Genomic DNA, 16,106 nt, shown 5'->3' with positions numbered 1-16,106 from the left:
CTCGCGGGTGTCACAGCGGGGGTAGCCGTCTCGTCTTAAGTGGTGTAGATGATCCTGCGCTCGAGGCGTTGATGATGAGATGGACAAAGCGCGATCTGGGGTGGCAGCCGAGGCATTCGGGGTGGCGGCGGGGGTACCCGACGTGAGTCCGCGGGACGAGTTGCTCGAGGAGTTGCGGCCGGTCGCGTTCGCGATCGCATACCAGATGCTCGGCAGCGTCTCCGAGGCCGAGGACGTGGTGCAGGAAGCGCTGCTGCGCGTGCACCGGACGCTGGATGCCGGCGAGCTGATCGCATCGCCGCGTGGCTTCGTTGCCACGGTGAGCACTCGGCTGGCGATCGACGAGCTGCGTTCCGCGCGCGTCCGTCGCGAGGAATATGTGGGCGAGTGGCTGCCGGAGCCGATCGTCACCGACGGTCGCGATGATCCGGCTCGGCAGGCGGAGCTGACCGATTCGCTGTCGTTGGCGATGCTGGTTCTGCTGGAAAGCCTCACGCCTGAGCAGCGCGCGGTTCTGCTGCTGCACGACGTGTTCGGCTACGACTACGTGCAGATCGCGGAGATCATAGGCAAGAGCCAGGACAGCGTGCGTCAGCTCGCCACCCGCGCCAGACGCCACGTCCAGCAGCGCCGGCCCCGCTTCCAGACCACGCGCGAGCAGCGCGACGAGCTGGCGCGACGGTTCTTTGCGGCCGCCGAGCAAGGCGATCTCGCTGGGCTCGAAGCGCTGCTCGCCCACGACGTGGAGCTGACCGGTGACGGCGGCGGCAAGGTGCCCACCCTGGCGCGCACGCTGCGCGGGCGCAACCGTGTTGCGCGTACGCTGACCGACTGGGCCCACCTGCTCGCCCGGCTTCCGGGTGTGTCGTTCCGCCCGGTCGAGGTCAACGGCGGGCCGGGAGCACTCTGGGTCGATGCACAGCAGCGGCTGATCGGCGTGGTGGCGCTCGAGATCGCCGACGGTCAGATCACCAGCATCAACTCGATCGTCAACCCCGACAAACTGAAGCACCTCGGGCCGCTCGCCGACGTCACATCGCCTTGGGGGTGGGCGAGATGAACTCCTTCGTGAGGTTCGTCCTGCGTCACGGGCGGCTCGTCGCACTCGCCTGGCTTGTCGTGCTCCTGGTGGGCGGAGCAACGGCCGGACAGCTGAACCAGCGGCTGAGCATCGACTACTCCCTGCCAGGGCAGCCCGGCTACGAGGCCGAGCAGCAGCTGGTGCAGACGTACGGGACGAACTCGTCGTCTCCGTTCATCTCGGTCGTGACCGTCCCTGAGGGCAGCACCGTCGAGGGGGAGAAGGCTCGGGTGGGCGATGTCTACGAGGCGATCAGGCAGGAGGTTCCGGGCGTCCGCGTGGTCGACTTCGCCAGTACGAACGACCCTCGCTTCCTCACCAACGACGGGCGGTCGACGTTCGGTCTCGTGTTCATGCCGCTGCCGTCGGGGTTCGGGTCAAGCCTGGAAGCAGAGATCAGGACGGCGGCCGACGCTGCGGCGGAACGCACCGGGCTCGAGGCGGGCCTCACGTCGTACGAGATGCTGGCCGGAGGTGGTGACAGCGACAGGCCGAGCGTGCTGGTCGAGACCCTTCTCGGAGGGCTGGGCGCGCTGGCTGTGCTGATCTTCGTGTTCGCGTCGTTCCTCGCGCTGGTGCCGTTGATCATCGCCACGGTGTCGATCCTCAGCACGTTCCTTGTCGTGCTCGGTCTGACGACGTTCACCGATGTGAGCTTCGTCGTGGAGTTCCTCATCGCCCTGGTTGGCCTCGGTGTCGCGATCGACTACTCGCTGCTCATCGTCTCCCGCTGGCGGGAGGAGCGTGCCCACGGCCAGGAGAACTCGACCGCGGTCGTCACCGCCATGCGCACGGCCGGCCACGCCGTCATCGCATCCGGTATCACGGTGGCGATCAGCCTCGTCGCGCTCATCGTCGTACCCGTCCCGCTGCTGCGCAGTATGGGTATAGGCGGTCTGCTGATCCCACTGGTCAGCGTGCTGGTCTGCTTCACGCTGCTCCCGGCCCTGCTCGCAGGCATCGGGCCACGGGTGGACAGGCCGCGCATTCGCAAGGAGGCGGTGGCCTCACGCGGCTGGACGGCCTGGGCGCGGCTGATCGTTCGACACCGGTGGCTCGCGACCGCGACGAGCCTTGCGGTGCTCGGCGTGCTCGTTGCGCCTGTCTTCGGGATCGCGATCGGTCAGGCCCGCGCCGACTCGCTGGCGCGTTCCGGGTCGTCGTTCGAGACCCTGCAGGTGCTCCGGGACGGTGGGGTGGGCACCGGTGTGCTCACCCCGATCGAGGTGCTGGTGCCCGCCGACCAGGCGGACGCAGCCGCCAGGGCTGCCTCGGCGGTGGACGGGGTCCATGCCGCAGTGGTGGGCGGGACCTCGGACGGCCGGGCGGTGGTCGAGGTACTGCCCCGCAACGAGACAGTGGACAGCACCGGTACCGCGGTCGTGGACCGGGTCCGTGATGCTGTCGAGGACGCCGTCGACGGGCCGGTGGGAGTCACCGGTTCAGGCGCTACCGTTGAAGACTACTTCCACGCCGTGTACGAGAACTTTCCCTACGTGCTCGGGCTGATCGCGCTGATCACGTACATCCTCCTGGTGCGGACGTTCCGGTCGCTGTTGCTTCCGCTCAAGGCCGTGATCCTCAACTTGATCTCGGTTGCCGCCGTGTTCGGCGCGGTCGTCTACTTCTGGCAGCAGGGGCACGGCTCGGACGCGGTCTTCGACGTCAGCGGCACCGGCGCGGTCACGTTCTGGCTGCCGCCGCTGATCTTCGGATTCCTGTTCGGACTGTCCATGGACTACGAGGTGTTCATCCTGAGCCGAATGCGGGAGGAGTACGACGCCACGGGGTCGACCCGTCAGGCTGTGACCGTCGGGCTGGGCCGCACTGGTCGGCTGGTGACGTCGGCGGCGCTCATCCTGTTCTGCGCGTTCGCGGCTCTGGCATCCGCGCCGGGCACGGACATCAAGGTGTTCGCGACCGCTCTCGGCGTGGGCATCCTCATCGACGCGACGATCGTGCGCGCTCTGCTCGTTCCCGCGCTGGTGAGCGTTCTCGGACGATGGAACTGGTGGCTGCCCGAGTGGCCGGCGCGACTGCTGCGGGTCGAGCCGTCGCCGCTCGCGACCAAGGGGGTCGTCGCGCCGCCCGGCCGACGGGAGCCGGCCGCCGGACGCGTTGAGGAGGAGGTCGAGGAGACGCACCAACCGGCGCTGGACTGACCAGGGCGCTTGGAGTGGCGAGGTGGAGGTTCCCATCGCCGGCGCTGCCCGTGCGGACGAGCGCTAGCCTGCGTGGGCGAAGGTGGCGACGACGCGGTCGGCCGCGGCTGGGACCAGTGCTGGGTCGTCGTAGAAGTCGATCTGGCCTTGTGAGGTCAGCCACAGCTGGTCCTTGGGGCCTCGTAGGCGTGCGAAGAACCGGTGGGCGAGGTCTGGGGCCAGAGCGGTTTCGGAGTGCACGATCGCGACCGGCTTGGTGAGGTTGTCGGCCGCGCCCTGGGCGTCGAACGCTAGTAGATGGGCGTAGGAGGCGACGGCGAATCCGTTGGTGTAGACGCCGGCCACGCCTGCGAAGCCGTGGAACCGGGCATCTCGCGAGACCGCGACCGCCATCGGCCCGGCGCCGAAGCAGACACCGACGCCGTAGGCCGGTAGGTCGGCCATCGCGGGCACGTTGGTCAGCGCGGTGACAGCGTTGCAGATGTCGATGATGTTCTCCTCGGGGTCCTCGAGCTGCCGTGGCTCGCCGCCGCTCTCACCGAAGTGGCGGTAGTCGAAGGCGAGCTCGGCGTACCCCCCGTTCGGCCATCGCTGCCGCGTAGGTGCCGGCCGCCTGCGCTTTGACCGGGGTGAGTGGCCCGGTGACGACGGCGATGCCTCGGGCCGGGTCAGCCGGGAGGTAGAGGTCTGCCACGACCGTGACGTTCTCGCTGCGGAAACGGAATGGCTGCTTGTTCATGGTGTTTGGTCCTTGATGTGGTCTTGGTCGGTGAGTTGAATTCGTCCGACCAGTTCCGGGCCGGTGGTCGCGGTGACCCTGTTCGCGGGCATCAGGTTGCGGGTGCCCTCGACGGCAGGAAAGAACGCGATCCAGGACGACATGTCTGCTCCGTTCCGAGATGTCGTGGACTTGTTTCGGCCACGATGCGCCCGCCTACCCACGCCGGTCCAACACCTGAATCGCGGCGATTCACTCGTGCGGCGTGTGAGTCAGCGAGCGCCGATCCGGGTCGCCTCAGGCTCGGGCAGCCACGTGCCGGGCGGAACGTCCAACCAGTGCTCCGCGGCGGCGAGGTCGTCGATCGCGCTGTGCAGTGCTCGGAGGCCGGGGTGGCTCAGGTCGCGGCGCCAGACCATGCTCCACGGGTACGCCGCGACCGGCTCGATGAGCGGCCGCAACACCACCGGGGACAGCCGGCTGACTGCTGAGCACCAAGATCCTGGCCGCAACCTGCTCCTGGGTGAGCGCGCGCCGTACCCTCAAGCGCCGGACGCGAGCAACCGCGGCCTTCTGCTGCACGGCGATCCTCCTCACTATGGGCGTCCGTGTGCCGTTCTACCGGCCACGGTGCCTGGACACCACGCCGCCCGCACGACAGTTTCCCGCCAGCCGGCCTTTACTCGCAGGTCCTCGCTGGGCCACGGACAGCGCTATCGGACTCAGCCGGTAGGCTTCCCTCGTAGCGTGCTGGGCATGGCGGTCGAGCGTTGTTTTCGGCGGTGGCGAATGTCTCTGGAAGCTCATGCGATCAAGGAAGCCCTACTCAATGACGCGCTGATCCGCGCTGGGATCGATCGGCATACTTGGCGCCCGCACCTCGGGTTCGCTGCCAACAAGCGCGCGGTCGAGGCTGTCTACAATTACTACGGACAACTCTTCCTTGCCTATCCGCACCTCAAGTGGGCCGGCATGGCCAGCCTGATCGGCCCGTCCTTCTACGCCGGCTTCCAGGACCTCGGATTCGTCCCAGATGTCGCACGCAAGGCGGCCGTGGCAGTGTACGAACGTTCCTTGCGACGCTTCGTCAAGCGCACTGTTGCCGACCTCGGCTTCTACGAGACGACATTTCTCAGGATGCAGAAGAAGATCTTCGAGGACCAAGCGCCGATGCACGAGGCATACATCACGCACGGCGTCGCCAAGATCGAGGAGCTCTATCATTCAAGAATAATCGACCTCGCTACGCTCGAGGCCTGGCGGGACATCGATCGCGGCCAGAAGGTGAATGACACTGCGCTGATCGATCGCGGCAACCGCGCACTGCTGTTCCGCGAGCAGCTCGACATCATCGACCGGTTCTACCTCCAAATGCTGCGGCATGATCGGCCGGAGGGCCTGGCATTTACGTATCTGCTGACGCTCGCCGGAGCACCGTCGATACCCGGCACTCATTCTTTCCCAGAACGGTTCCCGCTCGCCGTGGTCGCACGCTTGCCCCAAGCAACCATCAGCGTGCGGACTCCGCTGGCGAATGGCAACATCGCTGTGTTCGCCAACCGCTGGCGGCTGATTGAGGACGACACGCTGCCGCAGTTCCTCGGGTATGTCGCCGGCCACGCCGACGAGGCACGCACATTGGTGGGAACGCCGGTCTCGGAGCGCGCAGAGCGCTACCAGCTACACAGGCGTGCGGGCTATCTCGTCGTTACGGCCCTCACGCGATGGGACGTCAGTGTTGCAGCAGCAGGCGCTGTGCCGCTCGAGTCGCCACCCAGGAAGCCACTGCTGGCGGCCATGACCGACGATCTGTCGATCGATTTGACCAGCCCACCCACGCGCGCCTCGGCGGGGTTCGATGAAGGCGCCGACAGCCGGGTCTGGATGAACCCGAACCGCAGGCCGTTCGACGTTCGCGTGCTGCTGCCAGGTGGGCGCGTCTACCGCACCTCCGCCGCGGAGGCGGTGATGCTGAGTTCGACTGCCACCCACGAACCCGACCGGCTCATGGTTCAACCTCCGGCTGCCGATCTGGATGCTGACGCCACTCAGCGCCTCATCGCGCAGTACGCCGCCGAATGGGGCTTCCCGGCCGACGCTGCCACGGGCTGGCGGACCGGCGTAGAGCGCCGCATCGGGAGCGACCGCAACTACAGCACCCACGTGTTCACACCGGACAACGTCGGCTTCGTCCATCTTGAATTCCAGGTTTCCCACCACGTGAGCGAAGGTACGTTCGTCGTGTCGACCCTCTTCTCGTGGACGTCCACGGCGCCGGGCACAAACTGAGCGACCCACACGTCGCTCTGGCCGGCGGACCTGCGGGGGACTCGGCGGCAGTCCTGGGCGGCCAGGAGATCGCGCGGCGTCGCGCGCAACCGCGTTGCCCGGCCGGAGTCAGATTCGGAGTGGGTACTTCGGGGCGGCCCAGGCGAGGTCGTCGACCGCGAGCCAGGGCGCGACCGCAACGGCCCTGGGCGTTGCGCCGGTGAAGGTCATGACGTCGCGGTGGAGGTGGGACTGGTCGGGCGTAGCCGCTTTCTGCCGCCACGTGGGCGGCGCTGTGACCTGCGGCGAGGCGGTGGGCAGCGTGGTCGAAGCGGATCAGCTGCGCGGCGCGTTTGGGGGTGAGGCCGATCTGGGATCGGAACCGGGACCACAGCCGGTTGCGGCTCCATCCGGTCTCGGCAGCCACCTGCTCGATCCGAACCCGTCCCTGGCTGGTCTCCATTCGACCCCCGGGCCTGGATCCGGAGACCGCCACCGTCGCGACGCTTGACACCGCCGGCCGCTGGGTGCTGGTCGCCGGTAGCACCGTCGTGGTGAGCATGCTCGGCCTGTTCGCGATGGGTCTGTCGTTCATGCGCGGCGCCGCGCTCGTCACGATCATGGCGGTACTCGTCGTGATGGCGGCCGCGGTGACGCTCTTCCCGGCGCTGCTCGGCTACTTCGGCCGGTGGGTCGACCGGCTACGCGTCCCACTGGTAAGGCACCCTCAGACGCAGACCACCGCAGGCGGCCACGTCCTGCCGTCCCGCGGCTGGACCGGCTGGAGCAGGCTCATCGACCGCCACAGCGTGATCGCGTCGCTGGTCGGAGTCGGTGTGCTCCTCGTGCTCGCCGCACCGTTCCTCGGCGTACGGTTCGGATTCCCCGACGCCGGTAACGATCCGGCGGGCAGGTCCACCCGGCAGGCGTACGACATGCTCGCCGACGGTTTCGGTCCCGGCGCGAATGGCCCGCTCGCCGTCGTCGCGAACCTCGCCAACGGCGCCGACAAAGACCTGGTGAACCAGCTCGCCGACCAGGTGCGAGGCACGCCGGGTGTGGCCACGGTGCTACCGCCACAGCTGGACCCTGCCGGTGACACCGCCCTGCTCACGGTGATCCCGGCAACCGGGCCGCAGGACACCGCCACCGAAAACCTCGTCCGCACGCTACGTAAGCACGTGATCCCGGCCGCCACCGGCGGCGCGGCGCACGAAGTGCATGTCGGCGGTGCCACCGCAATCGCGATCGACGGCACCACGAACATCGCCAAGCGCATCCCGCTGTTGATCACCGGCGTGGTCGCGCTGTCCGTTCTCCTGCTGCTGCTGGCTTTCCGCAGCATCGCGATCCCGCTGACCGCCGCGGTCATGAACCTGCTGTCAGTGGGTGCGGCGTACGGCGTCGTTGCGCTCGTGCTCCAGGGCGGGCCGGTCGGCGAGCTGATCGGCATCGACACCTACACGCCGATGCCCGCGTTCATCCCGGTGCTGATGTTCGCCGTACAGTTCGGGCTCTCGATGGACTACGAGGTCATCCTCGTCAGCCGGATGCGCGAGTCGTGGCTGCGCACCAACGGAGACGGCACCACGGCGGTCGTCGACGGCCTGGCCGGGACCGGTCGCGTCATCACGGCCGCTGCCGCGATCATGGTTGCCGTGTTCGCCGCGTTCGTACCAAGCCCCGAGGTAACCATCAAGGTCATCGGCGTCGGCATGGCGGCGGCGATCGCGATCGACGCGACCGTCGTACGGATGGTGCTCGTTCCGGCCATCATGCACCTGCTCGGCCGAGCGAACTGGTGGCTGCCCCGATCGCTTGACCGGCGACTTCCCCAGCTGCACATCGAAGGGCGGCCCGGCGCCTTCCTCCCAAGCCCACGATCCGAGGCGCCGAACCCCCACACCCGTGCGCCGGCACCAGCCGGCACCACGCCCGGTAAGTAGTGCGAGCCGCGTGCTGCTCTCACCCGCCACAGCGGAGCAGCCCGCGCGCACACCGCAGCCGCCACAATCTGCACATCGCAGACTGTCGGCCGCGGTGGAAGGAGCGGACCCGGATTGGCGAGCACTACATGGCCGGCAACTGAATGGCCGTGGTCTGATCGCTCGATGCGGTCGTCGCCGCACCCGAGTCTCATCGCGTGCTGTTCGAGGTTGAGCACACGCGCGTGCTCGAGGTGACCATCGCTCCCGGGTCCGGGAGCCGGAGCATATGCGCCGCTGCCCGAGCGTCATGGTCGTACAGGAGTCAGAACGCATCCGCTACTACACCGGGGCCGTCCTGACCTTCACCTCACCGGAGCAACCCACCGACGCCGACAGTGGCCCGCGAACCAGTTGGCTGCAGCCTGAGGGGCTCGACCGCCAGCTAACTGTAGGTGGTGTACGTCGTACGGCACGGCAGCGTCTGGCGCGGGATCTACGAGACCCCATGGATCCGTGCACGACGAACTGCTCGAGCACGTCGACCAGGTGGTGACCGCCAGATGACCGCGCTCGCCTGTGCAGGCGTCGTACCGGGTTAGGTTCGTCGCTTCGACCTCATCCGCTTGACAACCACATAGGCGCCGCCGCCCGGGTGATGCCAGGTCAGGTTAGCCAGTGCATGACGAATCCGAGTGCGACGAGGCCGATGAGGCGGGTGAGTGAGGCGGTTAGAAGGTTTCCCGGCGGCCCGTCGTGACGAGCGATGAGCTCGTGGGTTTGGTGCGGTGGTGGCAGGGTCAGCGGGCGTGGTTCGTCTGGACGCTCGCCGGGGAGCAGATTGCCCACGTACCAGCGGCCAAACAAGGCGCGTCGATGTGGCAAGGCGACGCCTGCGTCGGCGGCAACCCAGCGCGGCTTGGACCGCCGGCGTCGGCCGGTGCTGATCCAGGCCTCATGCACGACCGCGTCGCCGGGGAAGGACAGCAGTGCGTCTCGTTCCTCGTCGCAGCGGTACACCTGCTCGGGTTTCGGCATGCGACCGTCCCGCAGCGCTGGCGGCACCGACCAGACTGCCAGCAGGGGCCGGAGCATCTTCGGTGCGGGATCGTTCAGCAGGATGACGAACGCCCGGCGCGGTGCGGATTTGGCCTTGGTGAACGATCGGAGCGCCAACCAGCTTGCCGTGAGCCTGCGCAGCACCCAGAGCGAGGCGCTGAGGCCGACCACGACCGCCGTGATCGTGACCACTGGAGGCAGGTCGAGGACGGCACCGCCGACCAGGGCGATCAGTCCCGCGATCAGCCAGGCGATTGCGCGGCGTCGTTCGAGGAGCACGTTGTCGCGGAGGATCGGCGTCAACGGCTCGGTCATGGTTGCGCTGACCGTCGTTGTCGCCGGGGTCGTGGATGCCGACGCTGCCCGGGTGGCCAAGGCTCGGTCGACGAGGCCACGATTGGCGCGGGCGCTGCGGATACCCCACACGTTCGCCGACAGCAGGCCGCCCATCAGGCCGGCGATGACCGCCCAGCCCAGCCCGGCGTCGACCAGACCGGTGATCAGGAATCCGATCACCACGGCGCCCCACTCGAGCAACTGGATGCCCGCGGGAACCGAATGACCGGCAATCCACCGCCGCATCCCGCGCACCGCCACGATCACCCCGAAGGTGAACGCGGCGACGAACCCGGCGCCAACCAGCGCCATCGCCATAGCGCCACCGTCGCCGGCCACGAACATCAGGCCTGCACCAGCACCGAACGCGATAAGGATCAGCACCACCGACACAGGCACCGAACTTCGCGGCCACGCGCGATCGTCACGCGGAATGACGTCGCTACCCATGCACTCAGCGTTCCACGTGACGACGTCACAGGCACCTCGAGCAACTGGGCGAACGCGGTACGGCGCCGCGCACGGTGGTCTCGTCAATCAGTGGGACTCTCTGCGGCCCCGTGGCGACATCCCGTCGTACTTGAGGCCCTCCGCAACAATCCGACCGGACCTGGTGGATCTCGGGCACAACTCACTCGGGTGCGGGTCGCGGTGGTCCAGCACCAGGCGGACTGCCTTGACCCACCTGGACCGGCGGAGGCAGCAGGACAGCCGCCGCTGGACAGACCTACTGCGGCCGTCCGCCTTCGCCGGCATGCCGGCCCAGCACGGAGACCCGAGCGGCGAAGGCAGCGGCGAGGAGCGTGGTGAAGACGGCCAGGACCCAGGGAGCGCCGGCCGAGCCGCCGAGGTCGTCGTCGAGGAAGTCCGAGATGGCGTGGAAGCCGCAGCCCACGGCTCCGCCGAGCAACGCGACGGTGAGAGCGTCCCCCCAGACCAAGGCGCCGGCCAGTGCCGCCGCGATGCCGAGCTGGAACGCGCCTATGTTGTGGACGAAATGCAGGTTGTATGGCGGGTAGGTCGCGACGTTGTCGTAGAACGACCTCGGCCAGCCAAACGCCCAGACGCCAGGCACCGCGAAGATCAGGACACCCAGGATGACGGCTCCGGTGACGAGGCGGTGCTTCATCGTTCGTCCTCCCAGCGCGATCGGTGGTCCGATTGTCAACTCAGTGCGGCACTCCCGAGATCTGTCGCAACTCAGAGGAGTCTGTCTGCGGTGGCGTACCAGATCTACCCGCGCAGCGTCGCACTGCGCACGACTGTCTGCCGGCACCTCGGTCCATCCATTGTCGAGTTAGGTGACGTCCCGCTGCACGGTGGTGGTTAGGGCTATCGCGGCGAAAACGAGTGCGTAGCCGGCGAGTAGGAGTCCACCGGCCCATTGGGAGATGTCGGGTGCGCCGGGCAAGCGCGCGAGGGCTTGGCCGCCGGCGGCCGGCAGCCACGGCTCGAGGGCGTCGATGAGTTCTGCGACCAGACCTTCGACGAGCGCGATCCAGGCGAGGGCGGCGGCGATTGCGGCGGCCAGGTTGGTGATCAGGGCGCCGAGGGAGACGCCGATCGCGGCGAAAGCGGTGTTGAAGGCGACACCGCCGGCGAGCGTGCGCCACAGGTCGCTGTTGGACAGGTCGAGCGAGCCGCCGTTCGCGCTGACTCCCACGGCAGTTGCGACTACCGCCGTGATGGCGAGCACGAGGCCGACGATGGCGCCGGCGGAGGTGTAGACGGCGAACTTGGCGGCGATCACACGGCCGCGCCGCGGTGTGGCCAGGTACGTGTCGGTGATGGTCCGGTGCCGGTATTCGCCGGCCACCGCTGTGATTCCGAAGACGAGCGTGAGCAGGGACATGAAACCGGCGTGTGCGACCGCGTCGATGGCCGTCTGCGGCTGTCGCACGTCTGCTCCGTCCACGACCACTCCGGCGACGCCGACGATTACCAGTACCGGACCGGCGGCGAGCAGCAGCCACGGGCCACGGACCGTTCGTAGTTTGCGGATTTCGTTGGCGATGAGGGTCGTCATGGTAGGTCCTTCAGCGATGGTCGGCGGCGTCGGTGAGGCGCAGGAAGGAGGCTTCCAGGTCGCCGAGGCCTTCCAGCGGGCCGGCGAAGCGCAGCCGGCCTTCGTTGATGATCACCACCTGGTCGACGGTCTGCGCGACCTCGCTGAGCATGTGGCTCGAGACCAGGATGGTGCGGCCCTCGTCGGCCAGGTCGCGCAACAGACCGCGGAGCCACGCCATACCGGCCGGGTCGAGGCCGTTCGCCGGTTCGTCGAGTAGCAGCACCGGTGGGTCGCCGAGCAGCGCTCCGGCCAGACCGAGGCGCTGGCGCATGCCGTGCGAGTAGCCGCCCACCCGCTGACCCGCGGCCTCGGTCAGGCCCAGCTGGTCGAGGACGTCCGTCACCCGCCCGTCCGGCACACCGGTCACCTGGGCGAGGATCCGCAGATGGTCCCGGGCGCGACGACCGGGATGGGCTCCGGTCGCCTCCAGCACCGCGCCCACCGTGCGGCGCGGGTGCGGCAGCGACAGGTACGGCTGCCCGCCGATCAGAGCGGCGCCGGCGGTGGGGCGTACCAGCCCGAGCAGCATGCGCAGGGTGGTGGTTTTGCCCGCACCGTTGGGGCCGAGGAACCCGGTGATCTTTCCCGGCGCGACGTCGAAGGTCAGGTCCTCGACCGCTCGTATCCGGCCGAACTGCTTGGTCAGACCGTCAACCGTTATCGGTGTCGTCTGCATCGTCATTGTGTGTCTCCGGTACGGCTGTTGCTCTCGGCACCATTTTCTTCGGGTCGAAGCCGTGCGGCGCGAGACCCAGGCCGAGTCATCGGGCGGGTGGGTAGCGGTCATCGGGGTTGCGGCGCGGCACGAGGCCGAGTGCGAGGACCGCGGCCACGGCGGCGACGACAGTGAACACTGTGAAGGCGTCACTGAACCCCTCGATCGAGGGTGCGTCGGCGAGACCCGCGGCGGCGACTGTGGAGGCCACCGCGACACAGATCGCGGCACCGAGTTGGTTGAAGGTGTAGATGACGCCGGATATCAGGCCGGCCTCGTGCTGCGCAGCGCGGCCCAGGGCCGAGGTGGTCGCGGCGACGAACAGCGGACCTCCGCCCAGTGCGAACACCACAATGCCGGGAAGGGCCTCGACATAGACGTTGCCGCCTGCCGACAAGCCGATGAGAAGACCGTTGCCGAGAGCAACCAGAGCCAGCCCGACCACGGCGACCGGGCGCGCGCCGATGATGCCGACCAAGCGGCCGGCAGCGATGGCTCCGATCATGAGGGCCAAGGCTGGGGGCAGGAAGAACAGGCCGGTCTCCAGAGCGCTGAGGCCGCGAAGGTGCTGCAGGTACTGCGAACCGAGAAAGAGGTCCGCGATGGTCACTCCTGCCGCGATGAACATCAGGAACGCGCCGGTCGCGATCGGACGGCGCGACAGCAGGCTCGGGTGCATGAGGGGAGTCTGTGTGCTGCGCTCGACGACGGCGAACACGCCGTACAGGACGATGGCGGCCGCGATGGTCACGATCGTACGGAGATCCGTCCAGCCTGTGTCGCCGGCGTTGACCATGCCGTAGATGAGCAAGCCGGTGGCGGCGGTGACGGTCACCGCGCCCAGTATGTCGAGGCGTCGGGCGGCGCGGTCCGGGTGCGACGGCGGCACCATGGCGCGGATGCCGGCCAGCAGGATGACGCCGATCGGAACGTTGATGAAGAAGACCCAGCGCCAGCCGGGGCCGCTGGTGAGGAGTCCGCCGATGAGCACCCCGGCGGCGAAGCCGATGCCGCCGAGAGAGGCCCATACGCTCAGGGCTCGGTTGCGTTCCTCGCCGTGGAAGATGCCGGTGATGGCCCGCAACGCCGCGGGGGACAGCAGCGCGGCCCCGACGCCCTGGCCGATGCGACCGCCGATCAGGAGGATCTCGTTCTGCGCCAGGCCGCAGGCGAGCGAGGCGAGGGTGAAGATGACCAGGCCGATCAGCATCATGGTCCGGGAGCCGAACCGGTCGGCGAGCCGGCCGCCGAGCAGGATCAGCCCGCCGAAGAACAGTACGTAGGCGCTGACCGCCCAGGTGGACGCCGTACGGCTCAGGTCCAGGTCGGCGCCGAGGTCGGGCAGGGCGACGTTGACGACAGTCAGATCCAGGATCAGCATGAACTGCGCTGTGCAGATCGCCGCGAGCGCCTTCCAGCGGCGCGGGTCCGCGGACTCCTGCGGCTCGTCGGTGTCACGAGCCGGATGGTGGGGGTTGCGCATCAGGACTCCTAACTCGTCCATCGCTGCGCGGACACAGTTGTGTGAGTGCTGGGCGTTGAGCGCGTGGTGCGCGACGTGGTTCCACAACGCCAGTCATATGGCTTCAAGTAGCCTTGAAGGCAAGATGACGGATCAGACTTTGACCATCGGCGAGTTGGCGCGTCGCACGGGCGTCGCCACCTCAGCGCTGCGCTACTGGGAAGAGCTCGGCGTGATGCCGCCCCCGGCCCGCGTCTCGGGCGAGCGCCGCTACCCGCTGTCAGCGGCACAGGACGTTGGGATCATCCTGCTGCTGCAAGATGTCGGATTCTCACTGCGCGAGTTGAAAACGCTGATCGCCTCTCGTCGGCTGGCAGACGACTGGCGTCAGCTCGCCCACCGCAAACTGGCCGAGCTCGACGCGCACATCGCCAAAGCCGAGGCTGCCCGCGAGGCCCTCGAACACGCCCTGCGCTGTCCCCACGAGAACATTCTGCATTGTCCCAACTTCGCCGAGGTCACCACCGCCCGCCTCGCCGGAGTGCCTCTCTGGGAGGCCCATCCCCACTGAGAGCGGCGGCTGTGACGTACGCGGGAGGCCGGGTGCCAGACCTGCCCTGGATCGAGCGTGCATGCTCGCGCCGCGTCCATCGATTGACCACTGAGCTCGGCGGGACGTCAGTTGCCATCAGCAGCCGCGCGTAGTTCGGCAACACGACGTTGCTCAAAAGGACGCTCGACAGCGTCTTGACGGCCGCGCCGTTTCCGATGCGACAGCAGCTCCAGATGCGGCAACCATTGCCCGGGGCGCACGGTTTGTCGGCCCGCCGACGAAGATCTCACCAGCCTGCCCGTCTGCGGCGGGCACCACCACGACCGGTGCGTTCCACCAGGAGACCGGCTGGTCGGCCGCGTTGCAGTTGTAGAACGCGCCGCGCCGCCAGAGGTCCGGCTCGGGGCAAGTCGTGTCGGCGAGGTTGACCACGCTGACCGGTTTGAACGCCTGCACCTCCAACCCGCGGGAGCGCAGGATCCGCGCGAAGCCGACTGAAAGGCCGGACTTGCCGGAACCAGCCGCCGCACTCAGGATCGTGAAGCCAGACGTCGTCGCGGTCATGAAGAAGTGGTCACCCTTCCACGGCGTGCAGTCGGAGGAATTGCGCGGCGCCGGCGGTCACGTCGGCGATGTCGTTGCGCGAGCGCTCGGACAGTTGCCTGACGACGTCGACATCGACGCGGCCGTGCCGGCGGTCCCACGTCCAGATCGCTGCGACCGAGCCGCCGACCAGCACTGAGCCGCGGGCTTCGCCGATGGAGTTGAAAAGCGAATCGTACGCATCGTCCGCGACATAACGCCGGCGTGACTCGTGGTACCCCTTGAGACTCGGATCTTCGTAAGCCGTCAAAGCAGTGTGCGTCGGGGAGATTTCGGGCGTTCGGCGCAGCGAATCCTCGTCGCCTGCGCGCAAATACATGGTGGAGTCGTGTGACTCAAGCCTTACGGATGTCAATAGTGGCAAACATGTATCCAGTGCTGCCCGGGCGTCCGACATTCTCACCCCACTCCACCAGACGAAATCACGAAAGGTTGCGGGACCGTAACACTCGAAGTATCGAAGGATCAAGCGCCGAATCGCGTCCTGGTACGAAAGTGGTGGATTGACCAGTTCGGTATCGGGACGATGATGCTCAGCGCGCAGGAAAACCTTCACCTCGTGGTGCATGGAGGTCGATTCGTTGACCGCGGAGAGCGCGCCGTCCTCCCACAACGATTTGACGGCCAGGACCGCCAGCTCCTTCGCCACCTTGCTGCCACCGCGGACGCGGTACGCCTTGGACACGGTCGCGACGAGCGCGCGGTATTCCGCCGGGCCGACTGTCAATACCTCGAGCACCGTGGCCCGGTGGCGCTTCCAGGCACCCGCGGACAGGCCACGCCGCCGGAGCTCGGCCAGGTACGCGCCCTGCCGTTGAGGAAGCGTCGCGACGTGGGCGACGACCGCGTCCTCCGGCGTCAGGATGTGCAGCGTGCGCCGCATGCACCGGAGCTTGATGAGGTGCCCCTGGGTTGCCAGCGCCTGCTGCAGATGCTCGGGAACGAACGACTCGTTCCGCGCGTACAGGGTCACGAACGGCGTCAGCAGGCGGGCGGCGTGGAGCCCCATGTGCTGCGCGGCCGCCTGTTCGAGATCGGTCGCGACTTGTCCGCCGAACCCATGTCGCGACAGCGTCCACTGGCGTTCCTGGCCGGCCGTCAGTTGGAGATGGCGGGATGAAGGCATACCTCACCGATCTGCCGGGAATTGGCGTGA

General features: G+C 67.9%; 16 protein-coding genes and 1 pseudogene. 5 read left to right on the top strand and 12 right to left on the bottom strand.

Annotated features, from left to right (window positions below; all coding sequences use genetic code 11):
• Nucleotides 1-142: 142 nt before the first annotated feature.
• A complete protein-coding gene (sigJ, locus tag AB0H36_RS30775) occupies nucleotides 143-1,060 on the top strand; it encodes an RNA polymerase sigma factor SigJ (RefSeq protein ID WP_360531290.1) in 918 nt (305 codons plus the stop codon).
• Nucleotides 1,057-3,243, top strand: a complete 2,187-nt coding sequence (locus AB0H36_RS30770; protein ID WP_360531287.1) for an MMPL family transporter — start codon at nucleotides 1,057-1,059, stop codon at nucleotides 3,241-3,243. Before sigJ ends, AB0H36_RS30770 begins: the two co-directional genes overlap by 4 nt.
• A 63-nt stretch (nucleotides 3,244-3,306) precedes the next feature.
• On the opposite strand, the gene AB0H36_RS30765 is transcribed toward AB0H36_RS30770, so the two are convergent.
• The 4 genes from AB0H36_RS30765 to AB0H36_RS30750 form a co-directional block, all read right to left on the bottom strand.
• Nucleotides 3,307-3,687: a hypothetical protein gene (locus AB0H36_RS30765; protein WP_360531284.1), complete on the bottom strand. Its 381-nt coding sequence runs from the start codon at nucleotides 3,685-3,687 to the stop codon at nucleotides 3,307-3,309.
• A gap of 91 nt (nucleotides 3,688-3,778) precedes the next feature.
• Nucleotides 3,779-3,982, bottom strand: a complete 204-nt coding sequence (locus tag AB0H36_RS30760; RefSeq protein ID WP_360531281.1) for a hypothetical protein — start codon at nucleotides 3,980-3,982, stop codon at nucleotides 3,779-3,781.
• On the bottom strand, nucleotides 3,979-4,125 hold the full coding sequence (locus AB0H36_RS30755; protein WP_360531279.1) for a hypothetical protein: 147 nt from the start codon (nucleotides 4,123-4,125) through the stop codon (nucleotides 3,979-3,981). The genes AB0H36_RS30760 and AB0H36_RS30755 overlap by 4 nt, the downstream gene beginning before the upstream one ends.
• A gap of 108 nt (nucleotides 4,126-4,233) precedes the next feature.
• Complete coding sequence (locus tag AB0H36_RS30750) at nucleotides 4,234-4,428, bottom strand: hypothetical protein (protein ID WP_360531276.1); 195 nt, start codon at nucleotides 4,426-4,428, stop codon at nucleotides 4,234-4,236.
• Between the two features lie 289 nt (nucleotides 4,429-4,717).
• On the opposite strand from AB0H36_RS30750, the gene AB0H36_RS30745 reads away from it, so the two are divergent.
• Nucleotides 4,718-6,250, top strand: a complete 1,533-nt coding sequence (locus AB0H36_RS30745; RefSeq protein WP_360531273.1) for a hypothetical protein — start codon at nucleotides 4,718-4,720, stop codon at nucleotides 6,248-6,250.
• A 295-nt stretch (nucleotides 6,251-6,545) separates the two neighbouring features.
• Here the strand turns inward: AB0H36_RS30745 and AB0H36_RS30740 are convergent.
• Nucleotides 6,546-6,692, bottom strand: a pseudogene (locus AB0H36_RS30740) (AraC family transcriptional regulator); the annotation flags it as partial.
• Between AB0H36_RS30740 and AB0H36_RS30735 the strand changes: the two are divergent.
• The gene (locus tag AB0H36_RS30735; RefSeq protein WP_360531270.1) at nucleotides 6,628-8,175 is read left to right on the top strand and encodes an MMPL family transporter; all 1,548 of its coding nucleotides are present in this window, start codon (nucleotides 6,628-6,630) and stop codon (nucleotides 8,173-8,175) included. The pseudogene AB0H36_RS30740 and the gene AB0H36_RS30735 overlap by 65 nt on opposite strands.
• A gap of 645 nt (nucleotides 8,176-8,820) precedes the next feature.
• Here AB0H36_RS30735 and AB0H36_RS30730 read toward each other — a convergent pair.
• The 5 genes from AB0H36_RS30730 to AB0H36_RS30710 all read right to left on the bottom strand — a co-directional run bounded on the left by AB0H36_RS30730 (nucleotide 8,821) and on the right by AB0H36_RS30710 (nucleotide 13,815).
• Nucleotides 8,821-9,936 (bottom strand): hypothetical protein, encoded by a 1,116-nt coding sequence (locus AB0H36_RS30730; RefSeq protein ID WP_360531267.1) that lies wholly within the window; start codon nucleotides 9,934-9,936, stop codon nucleotides 8,821-8,823.
• Between the two features lie 340 nt (nucleotides 9,937-10,276).
• Nucleotides 10,277-10,678, bottom strand: coding sequence for a hypothetical protein (locus AB0H36_RS30725; protein ID WP_360531264.1), 402 nt, complete (start codon nucleotides 10,676-10,678; stop codon nucleotides 10,277-10,279).
• Nucleotides 10,679-10,846: 168 nt separating this feature from the next.
• Complete coding sequence (locus AB0H36_RS30720) at nucleotides 10,847-11,575, bottom strand: ABC transporter permease (RefSeq protein ID WP_360531261.1); 729 nt, start codon at nucleotides 11,573-11,575, stop codon at nucleotides 10,847-10,849.
• Nucleotides 11,576-11,585: 10 nt separating this feature from the next.
• On the bottom strand, nucleotides 11,586-12,293 hold the full coding sequence (locus AB0H36_RS30715; protein ID WP_360531258.1) for an ATP-binding cassette domain-containing protein: 708 nt from the start codon (nucleotides 12,291-12,293) through the stop codon (nucleotides 11,586-11,588).
• Between the two features lie 85 nt (nucleotides 12,294-12,378).
• Entirely contained in the window at nucleotides 12,379-13,815 is a 1,437-nt protein-coding gene (locus AB0H36_RS30710) for an MFS transporter (RefSeq protein ID WP_360531255.1), read from the bottom strand.
• 124 nt (nucleotides 13,816-13,939) lie between these two features.
• Between AB0H36_RS30710 and AB0H36_RS30705 the strand changes: the two genes are divergently transcribed.
• Complete coding sequence (locus tag AB0H36_RS30705) at nucleotides 13,940-14,365, top strand: MerR family transcriptional regulator (RefSeq protein ID WP_360531252.1); 426 nt, start codon at nucleotides 13,940-13,942, stop codon at nucleotides 14,363-14,365.
• Nucleotides 14,366-14,518: 153 nt separating this feature from the next.
• Here AB0H36_RS30705 and AB0H36_RS30700 read toward each other — a convergent pair whose 3' ends face one another.
• The gene (locus AB0H36_RS30700; protein WP_360531249.1) at nucleotides 14,519-14,911 is read right to left on the bottom strand and encodes a hypothetical protein; all 393 of its coding nucleotides are present in this window, start codon (nucleotides 14,909-14,911) and stop codon (nucleotides 14,519-14,521) included.
• 10 nt (nucleotides 14,912-14,921) lie between these two features.
• Nucleotides 14,922-16,076 (bottom strand): crosslink repair DNA glycosylase YcaQ family protein, encoded by a 1,155-nt coding sequence (locus AB0H36_RS30695; protein ID WP_360531246.1) that lies wholly within the window; start codon nucleotides 16,074-16,076, stop codon nucleotides 14,922-14,924.
• Nucleotides 16,077-16,106 lie beyond the last annotated feature (30 nt).

This window comes from Kribbella sp. NPDC050820 (assembly GCF_040653975.1).
GTDB lineage: Bacteria > Actinomycetota > Actinomycetes > Propionibacteriales > Kribbellaceae > Kribbella.
This window is presented reverse-complemented; position numbering and strand designations above follow the sequence as displayed.

Bases quoted from the DNA above. Each gene is read 5' to 3' on its own strand.
- AB0H36_RS30770 (WP_360531287.1), top strand. From the start codon at position 1,057: ATGAACTCCTTCGTGAGGTTCGTCCTGCGTCACGGGCGGCTCGTCGCA.
- AB0H36_RS30765 (WP_360531284.1), bottom strand. From the start codon at position 3,687: ATGGCCGACCTACCGGCCTACGGCGTCGGTGTCTGCTTCGGCGCCGGG.
- AB0H36_RS30760 (WP_360531281.1), bottom strand. From the start codon at position 3,982: ATGAACAAGCAGCCATTCCGTTTCCGCAGCGAGAACGTCACGGTCGTG.
- AB0H36_RS30755 (WP_360531279.1), bottom strand. From the start codon at position 4,125: ATGTCGTCCTGGATCGCGTTCTTTCCTGCCGTCGAGGGCACCCGCAAC.
- AB0H36_RS30745 (WP_360531273.1), top strand. From the start codon at position 4,718: ATGGCGGTCGAGCGTTGTTTTCGGCGGTGGCGAATGTCTCTGGAAGCT.
- AB0H36_RS30725 (WP_360531264.1), bottom strand. From the start codon at position 10,678: ATGAAGCACCGCCTCGTCACCGGAGCCGTCATCCTGGGTGTCCTGATC.
- AB0H36_RS30720 (WP_360531261.1), bottom strand. From the start codon at position 11,575: ATGACGACCCTCATCGCCAACGAAATCCGCAAACTACGAACGGTCCGT.
- AB0H36_RS30715 (WP_360531258.1), bottom strand. From the start codon at position 12,293: ATGCAGACGACACCGATAACGGTTGACGGTCTGACCAAGCAGTTCGGC.
- AB0H36_RS30710 (WP_360531255.1), bottom strand. From the start codon at position 13,815: ATGCGCAACCCCCACCATCCGGCTCGTGACACCGACGAGCCGCAGGAG.
- AB0H36_RS30705 (WP_360531252.1), top strand. From the start codon at position 13,940: ATGACGGATCAGACTTTGACCATCGGCGAGTTGGCGCGTCGCACGGGC.
- AB0H36_RS30700 (WP_360531249.1), bottom strand. From the start codon at position 14,911: ATGACCGCGACGACGTCTGGCTTCACGATCCTGAGTGCGGCGGCTGGT.
- AB0H36_RS30695 (WP_360531246.1), bottom strand. From the start codon at position 16,076: ATGCCTTCATCCCGCCATCTCCAACTGACGGCCGGCCAGGAACGCCAG.